The 17,023-nt window shown below is 46.3% G+C and carries 18 protein-coding genes and 1 pseudogene; 5 read left to right on the plus strand and 14 right to left on the minus strand.

What is annotated here, in order from left to right:
* Nucleotides 1-39: 39 nt before the first annotated feature.
* The 8 genes from VBY75_RS03625 to VBY75_RS03660 form a co-directional block, all read right to left on the minus strand.
* Nucleotides 40-606, minus strand: coding sequence for a hypothetical protein (locus VBY75_RS03625; RefSeq protein ID WP_416511071.1), 567 nt, complete (start codon nt 604-606; stop codon nt 40-42).
* Between the two features lie 130 nt (nt 607-736).
* Nucleotides 737-1,021 carry a GNAT family N-acetyltransferase gene (locus VBY75_RS03630; protein ID WP_416511073.1) on the minus strand — a complete coding sequence of 95 codons (285 nt, stop codon included), beginning with the start codon at nt 1,019-1,021 and terminating at the stop codon, nt 737-739.
* An 18-nt stretch (nt 1,022-1,039) separates the two neighbouring features.
* A complete protein-coding gene (locus tag VBY75_RS03635; protein WP_416511075.1) occupies nt 1,040-1,258 on the minus strand; it encodes a GNAT family N-acetyltransferase in 219 nt (72 codons plus the stop codon).
* Nucleotides 1,259-1,280: 22 nt separating this feature from the next.
* Nucleotides 1,281-1,793, minus strand: a complete 513-nt coding sequence (locus tag VBY75_RS03640) for a hypothetical protein (RefSeq protein WP_416511077.1) — start codon at nt 1,791-1,793, stop codon at nt 1,281-1,283.
* 98 nt (nt 1,794-1,891) lie between these two features.
* On the minus strand, nt 1,892-2,269 hold the full coding sequence (locus VBY75_RS03645) for a hypothetical protein (protein WP_052503239.1): 378 nt from the start codon (nt 2,267-2,269) through the stop codon (nt 1,892-1,894).
* A gap of 126 nt (nt 2,270-2,395) precedes the next feature.
* Entirely contained in the window at nt 2,396-2,752 is a 357-nt protein-coding gene (locus tag VBY75_RS03650; RefSeq protein ID WP_416511079.1) for a hypothetical protein, read from the minus strand.
* An 89-nt stretch (nt 2,753-2,841) separates the two neighbouring features.
* Nucleotides 2,842-3,249, minus strand: coding sequence for a GFA family protein (locus VBY75_RS03655; protein WP_416511081.1), 408 nt, complete (start codon nt 3,247-3,249; stop codon nt 2,842-2,844).
* Between the two features lie 73 nt (nt 3,250-3,322).
* Nucleotides 3,323-3,826, minus strand: a complete 504-nt coding sequence (locus VBY75_RS03660; RefSeq protein WP_416511083.1) for a DUF1643 domain-containing protein — start codon at nt 3,824-3,826, stop codon at nt 3,323-3,325.
* A 399-nt stretch (nt 3,827-4,225) separates the two neighbouring features.
* Between VBY75_RS03660 and VBY75_RS03665 the strand changes: the two genes are divergently transcribed.
* The 5 genes from VBY75_RS03665 (at nt 4,226) to VBY75_RS03685 (ending at nt 8,893) form a co-directional block, all read left to right on the plus strand.
* Complete coding sequence (locus tag VBY75_RS03665) at nt 4,226-5,365, plus strand: DEAD/DEAH box helicase (protein WP_416511085.1); 1,140 nt, start codon at nt 4,226-4,228, stop codon at nt 5,363-5,365.
* Between the two features lie 15 nt (nt 5,366-5,380).
* The gene (locus tag VBY75_RS03670; RefSeq protein WP_416511087.1) at nt 5,381-6,292 is read left to right on the plus strand and encodes a pirin family protein; all 912 of its coding nucleotides are present in this window, start codon (nt 5,381-5,383) and stop codon (nt 6,290-6,292) included.
* Nucleotides 6,293-6,389: 97 nt separating this feature from the next.
* On the plus strand, nt 6,390-7,085 hold the full coding sequence (locus VBY75_RS03675; protein WP_416511089.1) for a GOLPH3/VPS74 family protein: 696 nt from the start codon (nt 6,390-6,392) through the stop codon (nt 7,083-7,085).
* Nucleotides 7,086-7,103: 18 nt separating this feature from the next.
* On the plus strand, nt 7,104-7,760 hold the full coding sequence (locus VBY75_RS03680) for a hypothetical protein (protein ID WP_416511091.1): 657 nt from the start codon (nt 7,104-7,106) through the stop codon (nt 7,758-7,760).
* 62 nt (nt 7,761-7,822) lie between these two features.
* Nucleotides 7,823-8,893: an alpha/beta hydrolase gene (locus VBY75_RS03685; RefSeq protein ID WP_416511093.1), complete on the plus strand. Its 1,071-nt coding sequence runs from the start codon at nt 7,823-7,825 to the stop codon at nt 8,891-8,893.
* Nucleotides 8,894-8,996: 103 nt separating this feature from the next.
* On the opposite strand, the pseudogene VBY75_RS03690 reads toward VBY75_RS03685, so the two are convergent.
* The 6 genes and pseudogenes from VBY75_RS03690 to VBY75_RS03715 form a co-directional block, all read right to left on the minus strand.
* A pseudogene (locus VBY75_RS03690) lies at nt 8,997-9,424 on the minus strand (Dps family protein); the annotation flags it as partial.
* Nucleotides 9,425-9,625: 201 nt separating this feature from the next.
* Entirely contained in the window at nt 9,626-10,498 is an 873-nt protein-coding gene (gene sucD / locus VBY75_RS03695; RefSeq protein WP_054487381.1) for a succinate--CoA ligase subunit alpha, read from the minus strand.
* Complete coding sequence (gene sucC, locus VBY75_RS03700; RefSeq protein WP_416511096.1) at nt 10,498-11,664, minus strand: ADP-forming succinate--CoA ligase subunit beta; 1,167 nt, start codon at nt 11,662-11,664, stop codon at nt 10,498-10,500. The genes sucD and sucC overlap by 1 nt, the downstream gene beginning before the upstream one ends.
* A gap of 136 nt (nt 11,665-11,800) precedes the next feature.
* A complete protein-coding gene (gene odhB, locus VBY75_RS03705) occupies nt 11,801-13,369 on the minus strand; it encodes a 2-oxoglutarate dehydrogenase complex dihydrolipoyllysine-residue succinyltransferase (RefSeq protein WP_416511098.1) in 1,569 nt (522 codons plus the stop codon).
* A 13-nt stretch (nt 13,370-13,382) separates the two neighbouring features.
* Nucleotides 13,383-16,190: a 2-oxoglutarate dehydrogenase E1 component gene (locus VBY75_RS03710; RefSeq protein ID WP_054487374.1), complete on the minus strand. Its 2,808-nt coding sequence runs from the start codon at nt 16,188-16,190 to the stop codon at nt 13,383-13,385.
* 110 nt (nt 16,191-16,300) lie between these two features.
* Nucleotides 16,301-17,014, minus strand: a complete 714-nt coding sequence (locus tag VBY75_RS03715; protein WP_222236837.1) for a succinate dehydrogenase iron-sulfur subunit — start codon at nt 17,012-17,014, stop codon at nt 16,301-16,303.
* Nucleotides 17,015-17,023 lie beyond the last annotated feature (9 nt).

A 17,023-nucleotide genomic window follows, 5' to 3' on the forward strand; every position in this document is an offset into this window, starting at 1 on the left:
GAGACGCTGCGAGCTCATCCATGAGCGCTCACCACAGACTCAACAGTTTTTATTAATATCTAACTCGCTAAGATCTATGTCCTCTAAGAACAATAAAAATTCATCAGTCTGATCAACTTTCAAATAAACATCTAATTCGGAATTACCCCATGTGAGTTCCTTGCTTTGGCATGCCGATAACAATCTTACATTGATGCTACCAGCCCCACCCTCCTCATGTGCACTACGATATTTGCGAATCACTTCCTGTCCTTGCTTCATTAATTGAGCGTCCTTTTCAGATAAACGCATCACCGTAAACTGCTCGTCTTTCTCAAGCTCATTTTTTAGTGTTACAGGTATTACATAGCTTGAGTCAACAATCACAGGATAACTATAGCTGAAGCTAGTATCTGGGTTGCCTGTTCTAAAACTAAAGTCAATCACCACATCTCCATCTCTTACATCTACCTCGTCAGGAGATTTCACGGCAACAACGATTTGATTAGGATCTGCCTCTAAAGGGTTTAAGTTCATTAACTTAATCATGGTACTGAGAGGGATACTGCTACAACCGGTAACAACGCTGAGTGTTATAGCAATCAAGAGTGCTTTTAATTTCTTCACAGTTCATCCTAGTTTATTAGTTATTAATGTTAATAAAATGTTTATTTAGGAAGAATCTGACTGTGAACCTGAAGAAAAGTTTCAACTCTGTTAACTCACACCTGTGAGTCGAAAGACAGACATCGTTTCCTCAGCAAAGAGCACCTAAGCTTTTAAATTCATAAAGGTTATTCTGCGCCCCATACAGTTCTATTGTCTCTTTGAAGCTGAAACCAATAGTTTCCAGCAGCTTATTTGATCTAAAGTTGTCGGGAAGAGTGACAGCAACGATCGTATCGAGTGAACAGGTTCTCATAACGGTTTTTAAGGTATTTCCCGCAGCCTCTCTCGCATAACCTTTGCCGCTGTATTCTGGTAAAAAAGCGTAGCCTAAATCCGGACTTTCCAATTCGTCTCGTTTCAATAAGCCGCACATGCCAATTTTTGTGTGCGTTTATTTTAGGCAAACCAAGTTAAGACCGAAGCCGTGCTTCTTATAGCTAGCCATAGGACCTGTTTCAAGATAATTAATTGCGTCTTCTTGCGTACGAACGTTTTTATCGCCGATGTACCGGATAAATAAGTCGTCGTTGAGTAAGCGGACAATAAAAGGAGCATCGCTTAACGCAAACTGCCGGACAATTAAACGTTCAGTTTCACAGACTACTTTCATGGAAGCCCTTTTATAGCAATGGTTATTGGTAACCCGAAAGCATTTCCCAGTTATTCTCAAACTCAGCAACGTCTTTGATATTGAGTATCGCTTGCGGTGAAGCCCCGCCTCCAGGGCGGCGGTAGTCGTGCTTTTCCATGAAAGCCACGTACCTATCGACAATTTTTTTCTGTATGTCACGCTCAGTACAGATAAAGAATCTAGCTCCACTGACCCCTGAGTCAGGCAACCGCACCAAAATCCATATCAAATCAGGGTGCTTGAGAGGTGTCAATTCGCCCAGTGTTTGACGATTATTCTTATCAATACTGTGATTACACCACTTATCGATTGTGGACTGAACCAGAGCTCCCCTAGTACTTGCTTTAACCTGAACAGGAAACGACTTTAATGACTCGGAATGCACGGCTGTAACATCAAACCCAGGCACATTTCCAGAGTACGGAGAAGCGTAGTAACCTAACGTACCCAGTACTGCCGACACCAGATGTTCGCCGACCTGCCCTGTTAATTTATTTGATGTGCCTGATGCCATAATATTGTTTTTCTTGTTCTTAACGCGAAGCTAAGCGGCGGCCCGTCAGGGGCGTCCGGTGGACGGCCGTCAGGCCGGGAACGTACTTAAGCGCCTGGTTAGCTGCCAATTGGGGCATTGCACACAGGGCAGTGGCGGAATTTTGTGTTGATGCGAGTAGTCGATGATTTTCTTCGTTTAGAGTCCCAGCAAGCAGGGCAGTAAAGAGTCGTATCCCCCTCGAATTGATAGCAGCCCCACTTTCTCCCCGTAGGCTTTTCGTCTGAAGGAGATGCGGTTTGCTTTAACAAAGCATTTTCTTCCTTTAGCGCTGCGATCTGGTCTTTGAGCGAGGCCGCTTCCAGTTTCACATCTGCCAACTCACTCGATAGGTCTGCGAGTAGATTCTTAAACTCAGCATCTTCGATGTTCTTTGAGATTTCACGCAGCCTTCTAGCCAAGGTGATCGACGTGCTAATACCAGAAATTATGTCCATATGGCCTCTCGTGATCCTTACCAGCTAACGCCGCGCTAAGCTGCGAGTGAAAGCGTGCCATAATTTGAGCGAAGCGAAATTGGCACGCGTTTACGAATCAGACTTAAGCGCTTTGTTATGTGCGTATTACCATGACAACTCATGCTTAGATGCATTTAAGTTTTCGTTATACATCATTTCAATCATTTGATAAGTACACATATCAATTGTTCCACAATAATCATGTATAGCACGGTCTAGAATATCTGGATTTTTCGCATTAGTTAGCCGCTTAAATGCATCCAAATTTTCCTTCTCCATCATTCGCAACATAGTTTCCTGGCACATATCGACAGTGTCACAGTAATCTTTTTTGACGCGGTTTTGGATATAACTAATTACTTCGTTTTGTTGCGCTTTTGAGCCATCAAACTGTAAAGGATGAATAAATTCAGCATTCACCGAGAAGGCTGCTATAGCGGCTAGAAACATTACTTTTCTCATGATAATCCCTTTAAATACTGATTAGCACATAACGCCCGCGTAAAACACGCGAGTTACGAGCGTTGCCTTTAACGCGTTTGTTATGTGAGCTATCCACGATCTGCGGGGTGATTAACACCATCATAGGTTGGAATCCCCTCGATCTTTAGTGGATTTATGCCCTCCAGGCAGCCCACATTAACCCCATATTGGGTCGGATTGGAACGCCGCTGATGATGTGTATAAATTCCACAGTTGGAGCAGAAATAGTGCTTTGCTGTCTTTGTGTTGAACTGATATAGCTTCAGCGCTTCTGCTCCTTTGACGACCTTGATTCCTGACAAAGGCACGGAGGCAACGACAGCCCCTCTCCTGCGGCACATGGAGCAATCGCAACGACGCACGTCTACAAGACCATCTGGCAGACTAAGTTCAAGCTCTAAGATGCCGCAGTGGCATCTAGCTTTGTGTTTAACTTGTATGGGCGCACCGTCAACTTCTTTAAGATTTATCGTCATACTTGAATTCCTAAGACCACATAACGCGGAGCGAAGCGGCGGCCCGTCAGGGACGTCCGCCTTACGCGAATTGTTAAATGTTGAGTGGCTCGACGAAATCTTTATATGAGCCACGGGACGGGTGCTTTTTAGTCTTCAGAAGCCTCTTCCCGCTATGTTGTGTAAGCATCGAATTGATGGCTTGCTGCCGTTCTAGATAAGGGTTTCCGGCGCCCCAGGCAATAAGAACAATATCAGACTCATTGAGAGCATTTTCTATATGGCGGTCATTTTCGATGCCAATGTGATCGTCAACGCCTTCAAAATCATTCGTTTGAATCAAAGCGAACTGGTTAACGACGATTATGCGTTTGACACCTTTGAACTCGTCATAGTCCTTGTTGAAAATCAGATTTTCCAGAAATTGGACAGATCTGTCTGCAACTTCAGAATTGGCGACGCTCGGATTCTGCATAATGACAGATACGCTGCGGTCCCCAGTCGAATCTTCTCGATCAATCGTCAATCGATATCTGTAGCGGCCACAAGGAGAGAACTGAGCCTCGGCTACAACTCCATTGATATGATTGAATACCATTTCCAACCTCGTCTCTGGCTGACATTTAACATTTATATACTGCGCATGCGCATTTATAGCGCTCAAAAACAGCACTCTAAACCGTCTTAAACAACTGATAACAGTTACTATTTTCACCATTAATTCAAACTTTCCCGAAAAACTATTCGAGCATGCTCACTTTCGCTCTTATTAATGCGCAATATGAGACTTTAATTTTTTGTTATATCTATGACGATAAAAGAGTTAACCCCATAAGGCAATACTAAATCGAGCAACTCCGCCGACCGATATGCGCAAAGCATCACCACCAGCAGTTGAATCAGCGAGCCACTAATAACAAGCCGTTCCCCCGTACCAAACACATCACATCTAACGTACAATACTCGCCCTAAACACCATAAAACCACACACGACCACATGAACTTTTCTGATCTCGCACTTTCCCCTGAAACCCTTACTGCCCTTTCACGTCAGGGGTACAGCGAACCTACACCTATTCAGGCGCAGGCAATTCCGTTGGTGCTTGCAGGGAAAGATGTCATGGCCGCAGCGCAAACGGGTACGGGAAAGACAACGGCCTTTACGGCGCCTATTTTAGAGCTTCTGAAAGGTAACGACCGCGCCAAAGCAAACACAGCGCGTGCGCTTATTTTAACGCCCACTCGCGAGTTGGCGGCTCAGGTCGGTGAAAACGTTGCGAACTTAAGCGCGGGTCTGCCATTGAATTACGCGGTGGCGTTTGGTGGTGTAAAAATTAACCCGCAAATGATGAAGCTTCGCAAAGGCGTGGATATTCTGGTGGCAACACCGGGCCGCCTGCTGGACTTATGCAAACAAAACGCGGTTCGCTTTCCTAAGTTAGAAGTTCTGGTGCTGGATGAAGCCGACCGAATGCTCGACATGGGCTTTATTAACGACATTAAGAAAATTATTAAGTTACTTCCGGCTAAGCGCCAAACGCTTCTGTTCTCGGCAACCTTCTCTAACGACATTCGTGCGCTGGCTAAAGGCTTACTGAAAAGCCCGGTCGAAATTTCGGTGGCACTACCCAACGCCACTGCCGAGCCTATTGAACAAACTTTGTATGAGGTACAAAAAAGCCAAAAGCTGGGGCTGTTATTAAAACTTCTGAAAAACCTCGACTTATCCCAAGTACTTCTGTTCTCACGCACCAAGCAAGGGGCTAATCGATTAGTCAAACAGCTGGATAAAGCCGGCTTCTCAGCCGCCGCTATTCACAGCGCTAAAAGTCAGGGCGCCCGTACTAAAGCGTTGGCTGGCTTTAAAAGTGCCAAAGTGCAGGTGCTTATCGCCACTGACATAGCCTCACGTGGCATTGATATTGAAAAGCTGCCGTACGTGATTAACTACGACCTACCCCACGTCGCGGAAGACTACATACACCGCATTGGTCGCACAGGTCGCGCCGGCCAAACGGGTCATGCTATATCGTTAGTTACAGACGAGGACGCGCCCTTTCTGCAGGCCATTGAAAAACTCATTGGCCAGCCAATTGAACAGCGCACCTTGGAAGACTCTGCTAAAGTTAAATCATAAACGGAGAGCCCGAAAATGAGTAACTTAGCCAAAGCGTTAGAAAGTGAATGCCAAATTGTCTCGGGGTGCAATGCGCTTAAGCGCGTCATTAGCCCTAAATCGCGTGACTTGGGCGGTTTTACGGTAAAGCGCATATTACCTTCGGTAGGCATGAAATCGGTCGGTCCCTGGGTGTTCTTTGATCATATGGGTCCTGCTGAGTTTGCCGCTGGTGACGGTATTAACGTGCGCCCTCACCCACACATTGGGCTGGCTACGGTTACTTATTTGTTTGAGGGTGAAATTCAGCATAAAGACTCGCTAGGCACGGATGTCGCGGTGCAACCGGGTGACATAAACTTAATGGTTGCTGGTCATGGCATTGTTCACTCAGAGCGGCAACTCGAGAAAATTACAAAACACCCTCACAGCACTCATGGTTTGCAATTATGGTTAGCACTGCCGCAAGCCCATGAACAATGTGAGCCCAGTTTTCATCATTACGATAGCGACAGCCTGCCTACGGTGAAGTTTGATGGTGCGCGCGTAAAAGTACTTATTGGCGAGGCGTTTGGCGAACGTTCTCCGGTGAAAACATTTTCTGAGACCCTGTACGTTGAAGTGAATTTAAACGAGGGCATAAGTTTCGAGCTTCCCAAGGTTGAAGAGCTTGCACTTTATGTCGTCGCAGGTAGCCTGAAAATAGAAAACTTTACTTTGGCAGATCACCACATGGCGATATTCAATGAAGAGCAAGGTATAAAGGTGACCGCACAGGCTAACACTCGCTTTGTGTTGGTAGGTGGGGCCTCGCTTGGTCCTCGCTTCATGGAGTGGAACTTTGTGGCAACCGATCAAGCATTGATTGATGCGGCCAAACAGCGCTGGCAACAGCAGGAGTTTCCTGACGTGCCAGGAGATGCTGCGGAGTTTATTCCACTGCCATAAAGAGTAATTTTGGGATCACAACTAAAAAGTGTTGTTGAGAGCGTATCTGATATCATCAATACTAAATGATCGAAAAACCTAAAAAGACGGGTGCGTCATGCCAGAGAAATTAAAACTCTACGAAGCCATTATGCTGCTCGCATTCTGTGAGGAAAAAGGCACCATGAACGGCATGTACGTGGAATATGCCACCGCTGGAGCCATAGCCGCTGAGTTGCTAATGTTAGGCCGGATAAAGACCGATGAAGACAATAAAAACAAAGTCGCCGTGCTCGATGACAGCCCTACTGGCGATGCGTTGTTAGATGAAGCTTTAACGATGATCGCTGAAGCCAAACGTCCGCGTAAACTCAAGGACTGGGTGCAAAAACTCGGCGGCATTAAGAACCTGAAACATAAAGTTGCACAAGCATTAGCTGATGACGGCATTGTGTCTCATGAAAAAGAGAAAGTGTTGTGGCTGTTCGAGCGCCAGGTTTACCCCGAAGTAAACCCGCAACCAGAGCAGGAGTTGCGTCAGGCCATGCGAGATGCAGTACTCAGTGATAGCGAAGATATTGAACCGAAAATTGCTATTGCCGTTGCCTTAGCCAATAGCGCCAAGCTACTGCCACAGGTGTTCAGTAAGCAAGAGCTGAAAGACCGCAAACAACGCATTAAGCAGCTGGAAAATGGTGAACTTGTGTCTAAAGCCGCTAAAGAAGCTGTCCAGGCAATTGAAGCCGCGGTTATGGTGGCCGTGATTATGCCCGCCATAACAGCAGCGTCAGCGCCAACTTCCGGGGGATGTTAACTGTTAAAAGGAACTTACATGATACTTCTTAAGAAACTCAAACAATGGAAGGCTGGCTTAATTGCTATATTTATAAGCTTTGCCATTGCCTTCACTACTTACACAGCTCAAACCCGTGTCACCGAGACTGTACCTGACGCACAAGGTGGCATTGTCACAGTTTACTCGCTCATCATTAACGTTGTGCTCTGGTTATTTTTATCGATTGCGATTTTTCATTTTATGCGAGCACTCGCGCAAGGGCATCGGTTTAAATCCGTTATCACCGCCGCATTGATTTTTTTATTTGTCGGCTATGCAACTAACACCACTTATACCGCCATGCAATTAAATAGTGCTTTAATCGCTGCGGCTGATCCAACAACTTCTTCGCACAGGTTAACCGAACTTGCAAAAGCCGATATAGACTATGGCTACGAACTGGACAACAGAGTGGCAGGTAATCCATCAACGCCTGTTGATACGCTGGTGTCCTTATACAACAAAGAAGGCCAGATCGGCACCGACTTAACTCTGGCAGCTAACTCCAACACGCCTAATGAGATACTAATCGCATTGTCTAAACGCACCAACGAACGCTGGGGAGATGCTATCGTCAATGCTTTAAAACGTAACCCAAAAGTCATATCTGGCGAGTTGCGCTTTGATGAAGTAATGACTTTGCAGGGTAATTAAGCTTGTAATATTGAATAATTAAATAATTAAATTATTAAATTATTAAAGGGAACTTAACTCACATGAATTTAGACTCCTCAGTTAAAGCCATCATCGTAGGACTGCTATTAAGTTTTGCCGTAGGCTGTGCGCACTTCGTCGAACAACAGGTACTCTACCCGGGTGGCGACAACCTTGTTATTGAGGGGGTTAATGAAAGCGAACTATTAAAAATTTATCATTTACAGAAGCGCACATTGTCTAGCAAGCAACACTTACCGTTCTATTTTGGTGATGCCGAAACGCTGACCAGTGATTATGTACCGCCGACACTTGACTTAACCTTTACCTATACCGATGCACCGGAAGGTATAGATCCAGTAAGAAAATATCACCTGGAGCTCGAACCTTCAGTTAATAAAACAATTCGCGCCAAAGGTATCGTAATTCTATTGCACAGCTACAGTACCAATGCTCAGTCGGTTCTTTTTGATAGCATCGCGCTGCAGCTACAAGGCTACCACACAGCTATCGTTGATTTACTTGGGCACGGTACTGCACAGGACCAACCGGTGAGCTTTGGCCAAGCAGATGTTAGGCGTCTGCACCGGTTAGTCACAAAGCTAAAGCGGCAATATCAGCTACCCATAATTTTATATGGCAAATCTTATGGTGCTTCCATCGCTGCGCAGTACATTGAATCGTATGGCAATATCGCTCGATTTATCGCTGTCGCCCCCATGACCGACTTCACTCCGGCCGCACTGCGTATGGCTAAAAGCTCAAGCTCATTTATCACTTCGTTCGTATCTGACCAATGGCTACAAGAGACCTTCGAAGAAGTGCTTATCAACCACCAAACCAGTTCGCGTCGGCTATCCACACCACGTGTTTTATTGCGTCAGTCAGGGAAATCGCTGCCTCAGACATTAATTATAATCGGCTCGCTAGACAAAATCAGTGATTCCGACCAAGTCAAACGCCTGGAAAACATTGACACGATTCAAATAGAAACACTGGATAACCGCGGTCATATTGAAATGATGATTTACGATAATCACATCAACTCTGTTATCGAAGATTGGCTAAAAAACTCAGTCGTCGACAAACAACTTATGACGGCCCCCCAAGAAAAAGATCAACAAGGACGATGAATTTGGACATGATGAAAACCTACCGCGGCAACATTGAGGGTTAGCTTTTGTGTTTGAGTGCGCCCTTTATAGCTTGCTGCAAAGCTTTAATCACTGAATAAAATTAATTTTTCAATTCGCCAGAGGACGATTCAATATGGGCGCGGACAAGCCACTGAAACTGCTCTAACTCACCCAGGTTAACATGTCTTCAGATACTGGATCGAGCTCAGCCAGTATTTCCATAGCTTCTCGGTGGTCACCGTTGACGCCATTGTAAACTTTGTCCAGAGCAACTAAATGCTCTGCCACTAACCCTTTACCTAAAGAGTAGTCTTCCCATCTGCGACGCTCTTAAATCGCTTTAGGCGTACCTACTGGAACTCCACCTAACATTGCAATTCGCTCTGCGATGGTATCAGTCATTTCTCGCACTGCGTCTACTTGCGGATCTAACATTTCGTACACACCAATGAAGTTCGGCCCTACAACGTTCCAATGCACATGTTTTAGTGTCAATTGCAGGTCAAGCAATGCGACTAGGTGATCATCAAATACCCAGGAAGATCGCTTTGTGGCAGCGCAAGGAAGAAGAGTTCGCTATCACGGAGTGTCGAAGGCCAAGGATGGCCTTCGTCAAGCCCACAAGGATGTGCTCGTAGCGTCTCCGTGATAGCGAACTCTTTTTCCTTAGAAAGCAGCCACAAAAAACCCGGCGCGAAGGCCGGGTTTTGTTTAAGCGTTGGCGGGTTATTACCAGCCAGTTTTCTCTGCAACAGCTTTGCCAATTTCGGCCAGGCTGCGTACAGTTTTAACGCCTGCTGCTTCAAGTGCAGCGAATTTCTCGTCAGCAGTACCTTTACCGCCGGCAATGATGGCACCAGCGTGGCCCATACGTTTGCCCGGAGGAGCAGTAACACCAGCAATGTAAGAAACAACCGGCTTAGATACATTGTTTTTAATGTACTCTGCCGCTTCTTCTTCTGCTGTACCACCGATTTCACCAATCATTACGATAGCTTCGGTTTCTGGATCTTTTTCGAACAGTTCCAGAATATCAATGAAGTTAGAACCCGGGATAGGGTCGCCACCGATACCAACACAGCTAGACTGACCAAAGCCTGCGTCAGTAGTCTGCTTAACCGCTTCGTACGTCAATGTACCTGAACGTGAAACGATACCCACTTTACCTTTCTTGTGGATGTGGCCAGGCATGATACCGATTTTGCACTCGTCCGGAGTGATAACACCCGGGCAGTTTGGACCGATCATGCGCACGCCTTTGTGCGTCAGGTATTCTTTTACGTAAAGCATATCCAGTGTAGGAATACCTTCAGTAATACAAACAATCAGTTCGATACCAGCGTCTGCTGCTTCGATGATTGAGTCTTTACAGAAAGGTGCTGGTACGTAGATAACTGATGCGGTTGCGCCAGTTGCTTCTACTGCTTCTTTTACTGTGTTGAATACAGGCAGGCCTAAGTGCTCTTGACCACCTTTACCAGGTGTTACACCGCCAACCATTTGCGTACCGTAAGCAATTGCTTGCTCAGAGTGGAAAGTACCCTGACCGCCAGTGAAACCCTGACAGATTACTTTGGTGTTTTTATCGATCAAAATGCTCATTATTGACCTCCTGCCGCAGCAACCACTTTATCGGCAGCATCAGACAAGCTTTCTGCAGCGATAATGTTCAGGCCACTTTCGTTCAATTTCTGTGTACCCAGTTCAGCGTTGTTACCTTCAAGGCGAACAACCACTGGTACTTTAACGCCGACTTCTTCAACCGCGCCAATGATACCTTCTGCGATCATGTCGCAACGAACGATACCACCGAAGATGTTAACCAATACGGCTTTAACAGAGCTGTCAGACAAGATAATTTTGAACGCTTCAGAAACACGCTCTTTTGTTGCGCCGCCACCAACGTCAAGGAAGTTAGCAGGCTCGCCGCCACTCAGCTTAACGATGTCCATAGTACCCATCGCCAAACCTGCGCCGTTAACCATACAACCGATGTTGCCGTCTAACGCTACGTAGTTCAGTTCCCATTTAGCTGCTTCCGCTTCACGCGCATCGTCTTGTGACGGATCGTGCATTTCACGGATTTTAGGCTGACGGTACAATGCGTTGCTGTCGATGCCGACTTTCGCATCAAGACAGTGAACGTTGCCTTCGTCAGTGATAACCAATGGGTTAATTTCTAACAGGGCTAAGTCGTACTGTTCGAACATTTTAGCCAGGCCTAAGAAGACCTTAGTAAATTGCTTAACCTGGTCTGGAGTCAGACCCAGTTTAAAGCCTAATTCACGACCCTGGTATGGCTGCGCGCCGACCGTTGGGTCAATTTCAGCTTTCAGGATTTTTTCCGGTGTTTCTTCAGCAACGGTTTCGATTTCTACGCCGCCTTCGGTCGATGCCATGAACACGATTTTGCGTGAAGCACGGTCAACAACTGCACCTAAGTAAAGCTCGTCTGCGATATCAGTGCAGCTTTCAACTAAAATCTTAGCAACCGGCTGACCTTTTTCGTCGGTTTGGAAAGTTACTAAGTTTTTACCTAACCACTGCTCAGCAAATGCGCGAACATCGTCTAAACTTTTCACTAATTTCACGCCGCCCGCTTTACCGCGGCCACCAGCGTGAACCTGACATTTGACGACCCAAATGTCGCCACCAATACGTTTTGCCGCTTCTACCGCTTCATCAGCAGTGTCGCAAGCAAAACCTTCAGATACTGGTAAACCAAACTCTTTAAAGAGTTGCTTACCCTGATACTCATGCAAATTCATGATGCTCTTCCGATTCGTTGAAACAACTTAAGCAGCGAAGTGCTGCCTACCCGAATACCGCGCCGAATTTTAACGTGATCGGCGCATAATTAACAGCCGCAAGCTCAATTAGCGTTGCGGCTGGTTCTCAGCGTCTTTAGATATCCAGGATAAGACGTTGAGGATCTTCCAATAACTCTTTCACGGTAACCAGGAAACCTACCGATTGTTTACCATCAATGATTCGATGGTCATAAGAGAGAGCTAAGTACATCATCGGTAAGATTTCAATCTTACCGTCCACCACCATGGCACGCTCCTGGATTTTGTGCATACCCAGAATAGCGCTTTGTGGTGGGTTCAAGATTGGTGTCGATAACAGCGAACCAAATACGCCACCATTAGTGATGGTGAAGTTGCCACCCTGCATTTCGTCCATAGTCAACTTACCGTCACGACCTTTAATGGCCAAGTCACGAATACCGTTTTCCATGTCCGCAATGCTTAGGCGGTCAGTATCACGCAGAACTGGCGTTACCAGACCACGAGGTGTCGATACAGCAATACTGATGTCGAAGAAGTTGTGGTAAACAATATCGTCGCCATCAATGGATGCGTTCACGTCTGGGAAGCGTTTCAATGCTTCTGTTACAGCTTTGACATAAAAGCCCATAAAGCCAAGACGCGTGCCGTGCGTTTCTTCAAACACGTCTTTGTATTTCTTACGCAAGTCCATAATAGGCTTCATGTTGATTTCGTTAAACGTGGTCAACATGGCCGTGTCGTTCTTCGCTTGCAACAGACGTTCTGCGATACGTTTACGCAGACGTGTCATTGGTACGCGCTTCTGGTCTCGGTCACCTGAAACTGCAGGCTGTGAAGACTGTTGCTTGCTGCCACTGTCAGATGATTTAGACGAAGACTGACCTTTCACGTGTTTTTCAACGTCTTCTTTAGTGACGCGACCGCCTTTGCCTGTGCCTTTAACATCACTTGGCTTAAGACCGTGCTCACCTAACAAACGACGAACCGCAGGACCAGCTACTTCATTGTCACCACCGTCGTCTTTGCTCTCGTCTTTACTTTCTGAAGAAGACTCAGATTTACTATCGTCAGACTTACTTGAACTGCCACCGGCAGAACCGCCTGCTTCAACAATGCCGATGACATCGTCAGCGCCAACAGTGTCGCCTTCGTCGTGCTTAATTTCAGCCAAAACGCCGTCCGCCGGAGCTACAACTTCCAGAACCACTTTATCGGTTTCAATATCAACCAGGTTCTGGTCACGTTTTACCGCATCACCAGCTTTAACGTGCCAGGTAGAAATTGTCGCATCAGAGACAGACTCTGGTAATTGAGGAACTTTAACTTCCATCTTCTCGCCAGAGCCTTTGTCGTCTGAAGAATCAGATTCTTTCTTTTCTGACTTTTCTTTCTTGTCGCCTGAATCTTTATCTTCTGATTTATCTTCAGAAGCTGACCCACCGTCACCTTCTTCAATTTTACCGATAACTTCTTCAGCAGTTACGGTTGTGCCTTCTTCAGCCGTAATTTCGCCGAGCACACCGTCCGCTTCCGCAACAACTTCAAGCACTACCTTGTCGGTTTCGATGTCAACCAGATTCTGGTCGCGAGACACTTTATCGCCAGGTTTTACGTGCCATGTTGCAATGGTTGCATCTGCAACAGACTCGGGTAATTGAGGAACTTTTATATCAATCGCCATGGTTCATCTTCACCTATTTAATGGTTAGCGCTTCGTCAACAAGTTTTTGCTGCTGCTTGTTGTGCTCTGATATGTATCCGACCGCTGGTGCGGCTGACGCACTACGACCACGATAAGACAACTGAGCTCCTTTCGGAATTGCGGCCCAGAAGTGGTGCTGGCTGCTATACCATGCGCCTTGGTTCTGAGGCTCTTCCTGACACCAGACAAAATCTTTAACGTGCTGATAATCTTTCATAATTTCTGCCACTTCTTCCGCAGGGAACGGGTAAAGCTGTTCAATACGAATAAGGGCAACATCTTCTTGTTCGCGTTCGCGACGTTCTTTCAGTAAATCGTAGTAGACTTTACCGGAGCAAAATACCACGCGTTTTACCTTTTTCGGATTCAGGTCGTCAATTTCCGCAATCGCGTTCTGGAACCCGACATCCGCTAAATCGTCCATTTCTGAAACGGCTAACGGATGACGTAATAATGACTTCGGTGTCATCACAACTAACGGTCTGCGAACAGGACGTAAGTGCTGACGACGAATCATATGGAAAACCTGTGCCGGTGTCGTTGGCACACACACAGACCAGTTGTGATCAGCTGAAAGCTGCAAGAAACGCTCTAGCCGCGCCGAACTGTGTTCTGGCCCCTGACCTTCGTAACCGTGCGGTAACAATAATGTCAAACCACACAAACGGCCCCACTTCTGTTCGCCAGAGCTTAGGAACTGATCAATAACAACCTGAGCACCGTTTACGAAGTCTCCGAACTGAGCTTCCCACATGACCAATGCTTTTGGTTCCGCTGTGGCATAACCATATTCAAAGGCAACAACCGCGGCTTCTGACAGCACTGAATCATAAATTTCAATCTGGCCCTGCTCTGATCCCAGATTGTTCAGAGGCATATAAGTTGAAGCGTCTTCCTGATTATGCAGCACCGCATGACGGTGGAAGAACGTACCACGCCCACTGTCCTGCCCGGTCAGACGAATATGAGTACCGTCGTTTACCAGGGTGGCATAGGCTAAGGTTTCTGCAAAACCCCAGTCCATAGACTTTTCGCCTTTCGCCATTTTCAGACGTTCCTGATAAACCTTTGCAACGCGGGAGTTCAGCTTATGTTCTTCCGGGTATGTCGTAATTTTCTGACCCAGATCTTTCAGCTTTTTAATCGAGACTTTGTAGTCATACTCAACATCCCAGTCATTTCCAATATACGGTGACCAGTCAACGGAGTGTTGACGCATAGGGCGGTGTTCATCAACGACAACTTCGCCTTTATCTAATGCGTCACGATAGTCAGACATCCACTGTTTGGCAGTGTCTTCATCAACTATCGAGTTTTTAATTAATTGTTTGCCATAAATCTCACGAGCAACCGGCTGCTTTTTCACCTTAGCGTACATTAAAGGCTGGGTTGCACTCGGCTCGTCAGCTTCATTGTGCCCGTGACGGCGATAACAAACCAAGTCGATAACGACATCTCTCTGGAAGGCGTTTCGATAATCCAGGGCCAGTTGAGTCACAAAAACGACAGCTTCAGGGTCATCGGCATTAACGTGGAAAATTGGCGCCTGTACCATTTTTGCAATGTCAGTACAGTATTGAGTAGAACGCGCATCTTCCTGTTTTGCGGTCGTGAAACCAACCTGGTTATTCACAACAATGCGGATTGATCCGCCAACACGATAAGCCCGTGTTTGCGACATATTAAAGGTTTCTTGTACTACGCCCTGGCCAGCAACGGCGGCGTCACCGTGAATGGTAATTGGCAGTACTTTTTTGCCTTCTGGATCTTGCAGGCGGTCCATACGTGCGCGAACCGAGCCCATAACAACCGGATTAACAATTTCCAGATGCGATGGGTTAAAAGCTAATGCTAAGTGAACATCGCCGCCCGGTGTTGCATAGTCAGATGAAAAACCCATGTGATATTTAACATCACCTGAGCCTTTAGTGCTGTCATGCTTGCCGGCAAACTCGTCAAATAGGTCCTGAGGTTTCTTACCCAGAACATTCACTAATACGTTCAGACGACCGCGGTGAGCCATGCCAATGACCACTTCTTTGGCGCCTTGCTCACCCGAGCGTGAAATAAGTTCTTTTAACAACGGAACCAGACTGTCTCCGCCCTCTAACGAGAAGCGTTTAGCGCCAGGGAATTTAGACCCCAGATACTTTTCCAGCCCGTCTGCTGCTATAAGCTCTTTTAAGATTTTGGTTTGTTGCTCTTTTTTAAATTTAGGCTGACCAAGAACACCTTCCAACCGTTGCTGAATCCAGCGTTTTTCTTCGGTTGAAACAATGTGCATGTATTCGGCACCAATAGAGCCACAATAAATATTTTCTAAAGCTTCGTGAATGTCACTCAGCTTCATTGTGTCTTTGCCAACGGCTAAAGAGCCTACATTAAACTCGCGCTCTAAGTCGTCTTTGCTTAAATCGTGGAAGTTTAATGAAAGGTCTGGAACGGTTTCCTGTTTCCATAAACCAAGAGGATCAAGATTGGCATGCTGATGACCGCGGAATCGGTAAGCATTGATAAGTTGTAAAACCTTCACTTGCTTCTGATCGGCGGCGGTCGTGCTGCCGGTTTGAGACTGCTTGAGCTTATTCTTTGCTGCTTCTCGGAACTGCTCTCTCACTTCGCTGAGTTTGGTATCAACAATGTGATTCTCTTTCGGCAACGCATCGAACATTTGACGCCATTCATCACTGACTGCCGTCGGATCATCCAGATACGCCTCAAACATTTGTTCAATGTAGGCAACGTTACCACCGGCTAGATGCGATGTTTCTAACCATTCACGCATTACACCATCTTGCATTGCGTTTCCTTCACCTGAATAGATAAACCGTTTTTATAAAAAAATAGCCATCCTTGTGGGATGGCTATCCACAACATCAACCGTTCAAATTGACGCGACAATTTAACAACTTAAACTGCGCGGTTCAAAAGCATCGATTTAATGTGTCCAATAGCCTTAGTTGGGTTCAACCCTTTAGGACAAACGTTGACGCAATTCATAATTCCGTGGCAACGGAACACACTAAATGCATCGTCCAACTCGTCTAAACGCTCGTCCGTTGCTGTGTCACGACTATCGATTAAGAAACGATAAGCGTGTAACAACCCTGCCGGACCAACAAATTTATCCGGGTTCCACCAGAACGACGGGCATGATGACGAACAACATGCACATAAGATGCACTCATACAGTCCGTCAAGTTTAGCACGCTCTTCTGGTGACTGCAGACGCTCACGCGCCGGCGGCGTTTTATCATCGTTAATCAGGTACGGTTTAATCTTCTCGTACTGTTGATAGAACTGGCTCATATCAACAATTAAGTCACGAATAACCGGTAGCCCAGGCAACGGACGAATCACAATCTTGCTGCCTTTCAATGCAGAAGTTGGAGTAATACAAGCCAAGCCGTTTTTGCCGTTCATATTCAGACCATCTGAACCACAAACGCCTTCACGGCATGACCGCCGGAACGCCAACGATGGATCTTGCTCTTTCAGTTTGATAAGCAAGTCCAGCACCATCATGTCCTGATTTTCTTCCACCTCTAGGGTGTAATCTTTCATGTACGGCGCGTCATCAACATCCGGGTTGTAACGATAAATCGAAATATTCAATGTTTTCATCGTTGAACC

The organism is Idiomarina sp. HB, from assembly GCF_048059115.1.
Taxonomy (GTDB): Bacteria; Pseudomonadota; Gammaproteobacteria; order Enterobacterales; family Alteromonadaceae; genus Idiomarina; species Idiomarina abyssalis.

What these genes read in the sequence shown, in the direction of transcription:
- VBY75_RS03675 (WP_416511089.1), top strand. Translation starts at nt 6,390, where the DNA reads ATGCCAGAGAAATTAAAACTCTACGAAGCCATTATGCTGCTCGCATTC.
- sucC (WP_416511096.1), bottom strand. Translation starts at nt 11,664, where the DNA reads ATGAATTTGCATGAGTATCAGGGTAAGCAACTCTTTAAAGAGTTTGGT.
- VBY75_RS03680 (WP_416511091.1), top strand. Translation starts at nt 7,104, where the DNA reads ATGATACTTCTTAAGAAACTCAAACAATGGAAGGCTGGCTTAATTGCT.
- VBY75_RS03665 (WP_416511085.1), top strand. Translation starts at nt 4,226, where the DNA reads ATGAACTTTTCTGATCTCGCACTTTCCCCTGAAACCCTTACTGCCCTT.
- VBY75_RS03640 (WP_416511077.1), bottom strand. Translation starts at nt 1,793, where the DNA reads ATGGCATCAGGCACATCAAATAAATTAACAGGGCAGGTCGGCGAACAT.
- VBY75_RS03685 (WP_416511093.1), top strand. Translation starts at nt 7,823, where the DNA reads ATGAATTTAGACTCCTCAGTTAAAGCCATCATCGTAGGACTGCTATTA.
- VBY75_RS03670 (WP_416511087.1), top strand. Translation starts at nt 5,381, where the DNA reads ATGAGTAACTTAGCCAAAGCGTTAGAAAGTGAATGCCAAATTGTCTCG.
- VBY75_RS03645 (WP_052503239.1), bottom strand. Translation starts at nt 2,269, where the DNA reads ATGGACATAATTTCTGGTATTAGCACGTCGATCACCTTGGCTAGAAGG.
- VBY75_RS03650 (WP_416511079.1), bottom strand. Translation starts at nt 2,752, where the DNA reads ATGAGAAAAGTAATGTTTCTAGCCGCTATAGCAGCCTTCTCGGTGAAT.
- VBY75_RS03715 (WP_222236837.1), bottom strand. Translation starts at nt 17,014, where the DNA reads ATGAAAACATTGAATATTTCGATTTATCGTTACAACCCGGATGTTGAT.
- odhB (WP_416511098.1), bottom strand. Translation starts at nt 13,369, where the DNA reads ATGGCGATTGATATAAAAGTTCCTCAATTACCCGAGTCTGTTGCAGAT.
- VBY75_RS03635 (WP_416511075.1), bottom strand. Translation starts at nt 1,258, where the DNA reads ATGAAAGTAGTCTGTGAAACTGAACGTTTAATTGTCCGGCAGTTTGCG.
- VBY75_RS03710 (WP_054487374.1), bottom strand. Translation starts at nt 16,190, where the DNA reads ATGCAAGATGGTGTAATGCGTGAATGGTTAGAAACATCGCATCTAGCC.
- sucD (WP_054487381.1), bottom strand. Translation starts at nt 10,498, where the DNA reads ATGAGCATTTTGATCGATAAAAACACCAAAGTAATCTGTCAGGGTTTC.
- VBY75_RS03655 (WP_416511081.1), bottom strand. Translation starts at nt 3,249, where the DNA reads ATGACGATAAATCTTAAAGAAGTTGACGGTGCGCCCATACAAGTTAAA.
- VBY75_RS03660 (WP_416511083.1), bottom strand. Translation starts at nt 3,826, where the DNA reads ATGGTATTCAATCATATCAATGGAGTTGTAGCCGAGGCTCAGTTCTCT.
- VBY75_RS03630 (WP_416511073.1), bottom strand. Translation starts at nt 1,021, where the DNA reads ATGTGCGGCTTATTGAAACGAGACGAATTGGAAAGTCCGGATTTAGGC.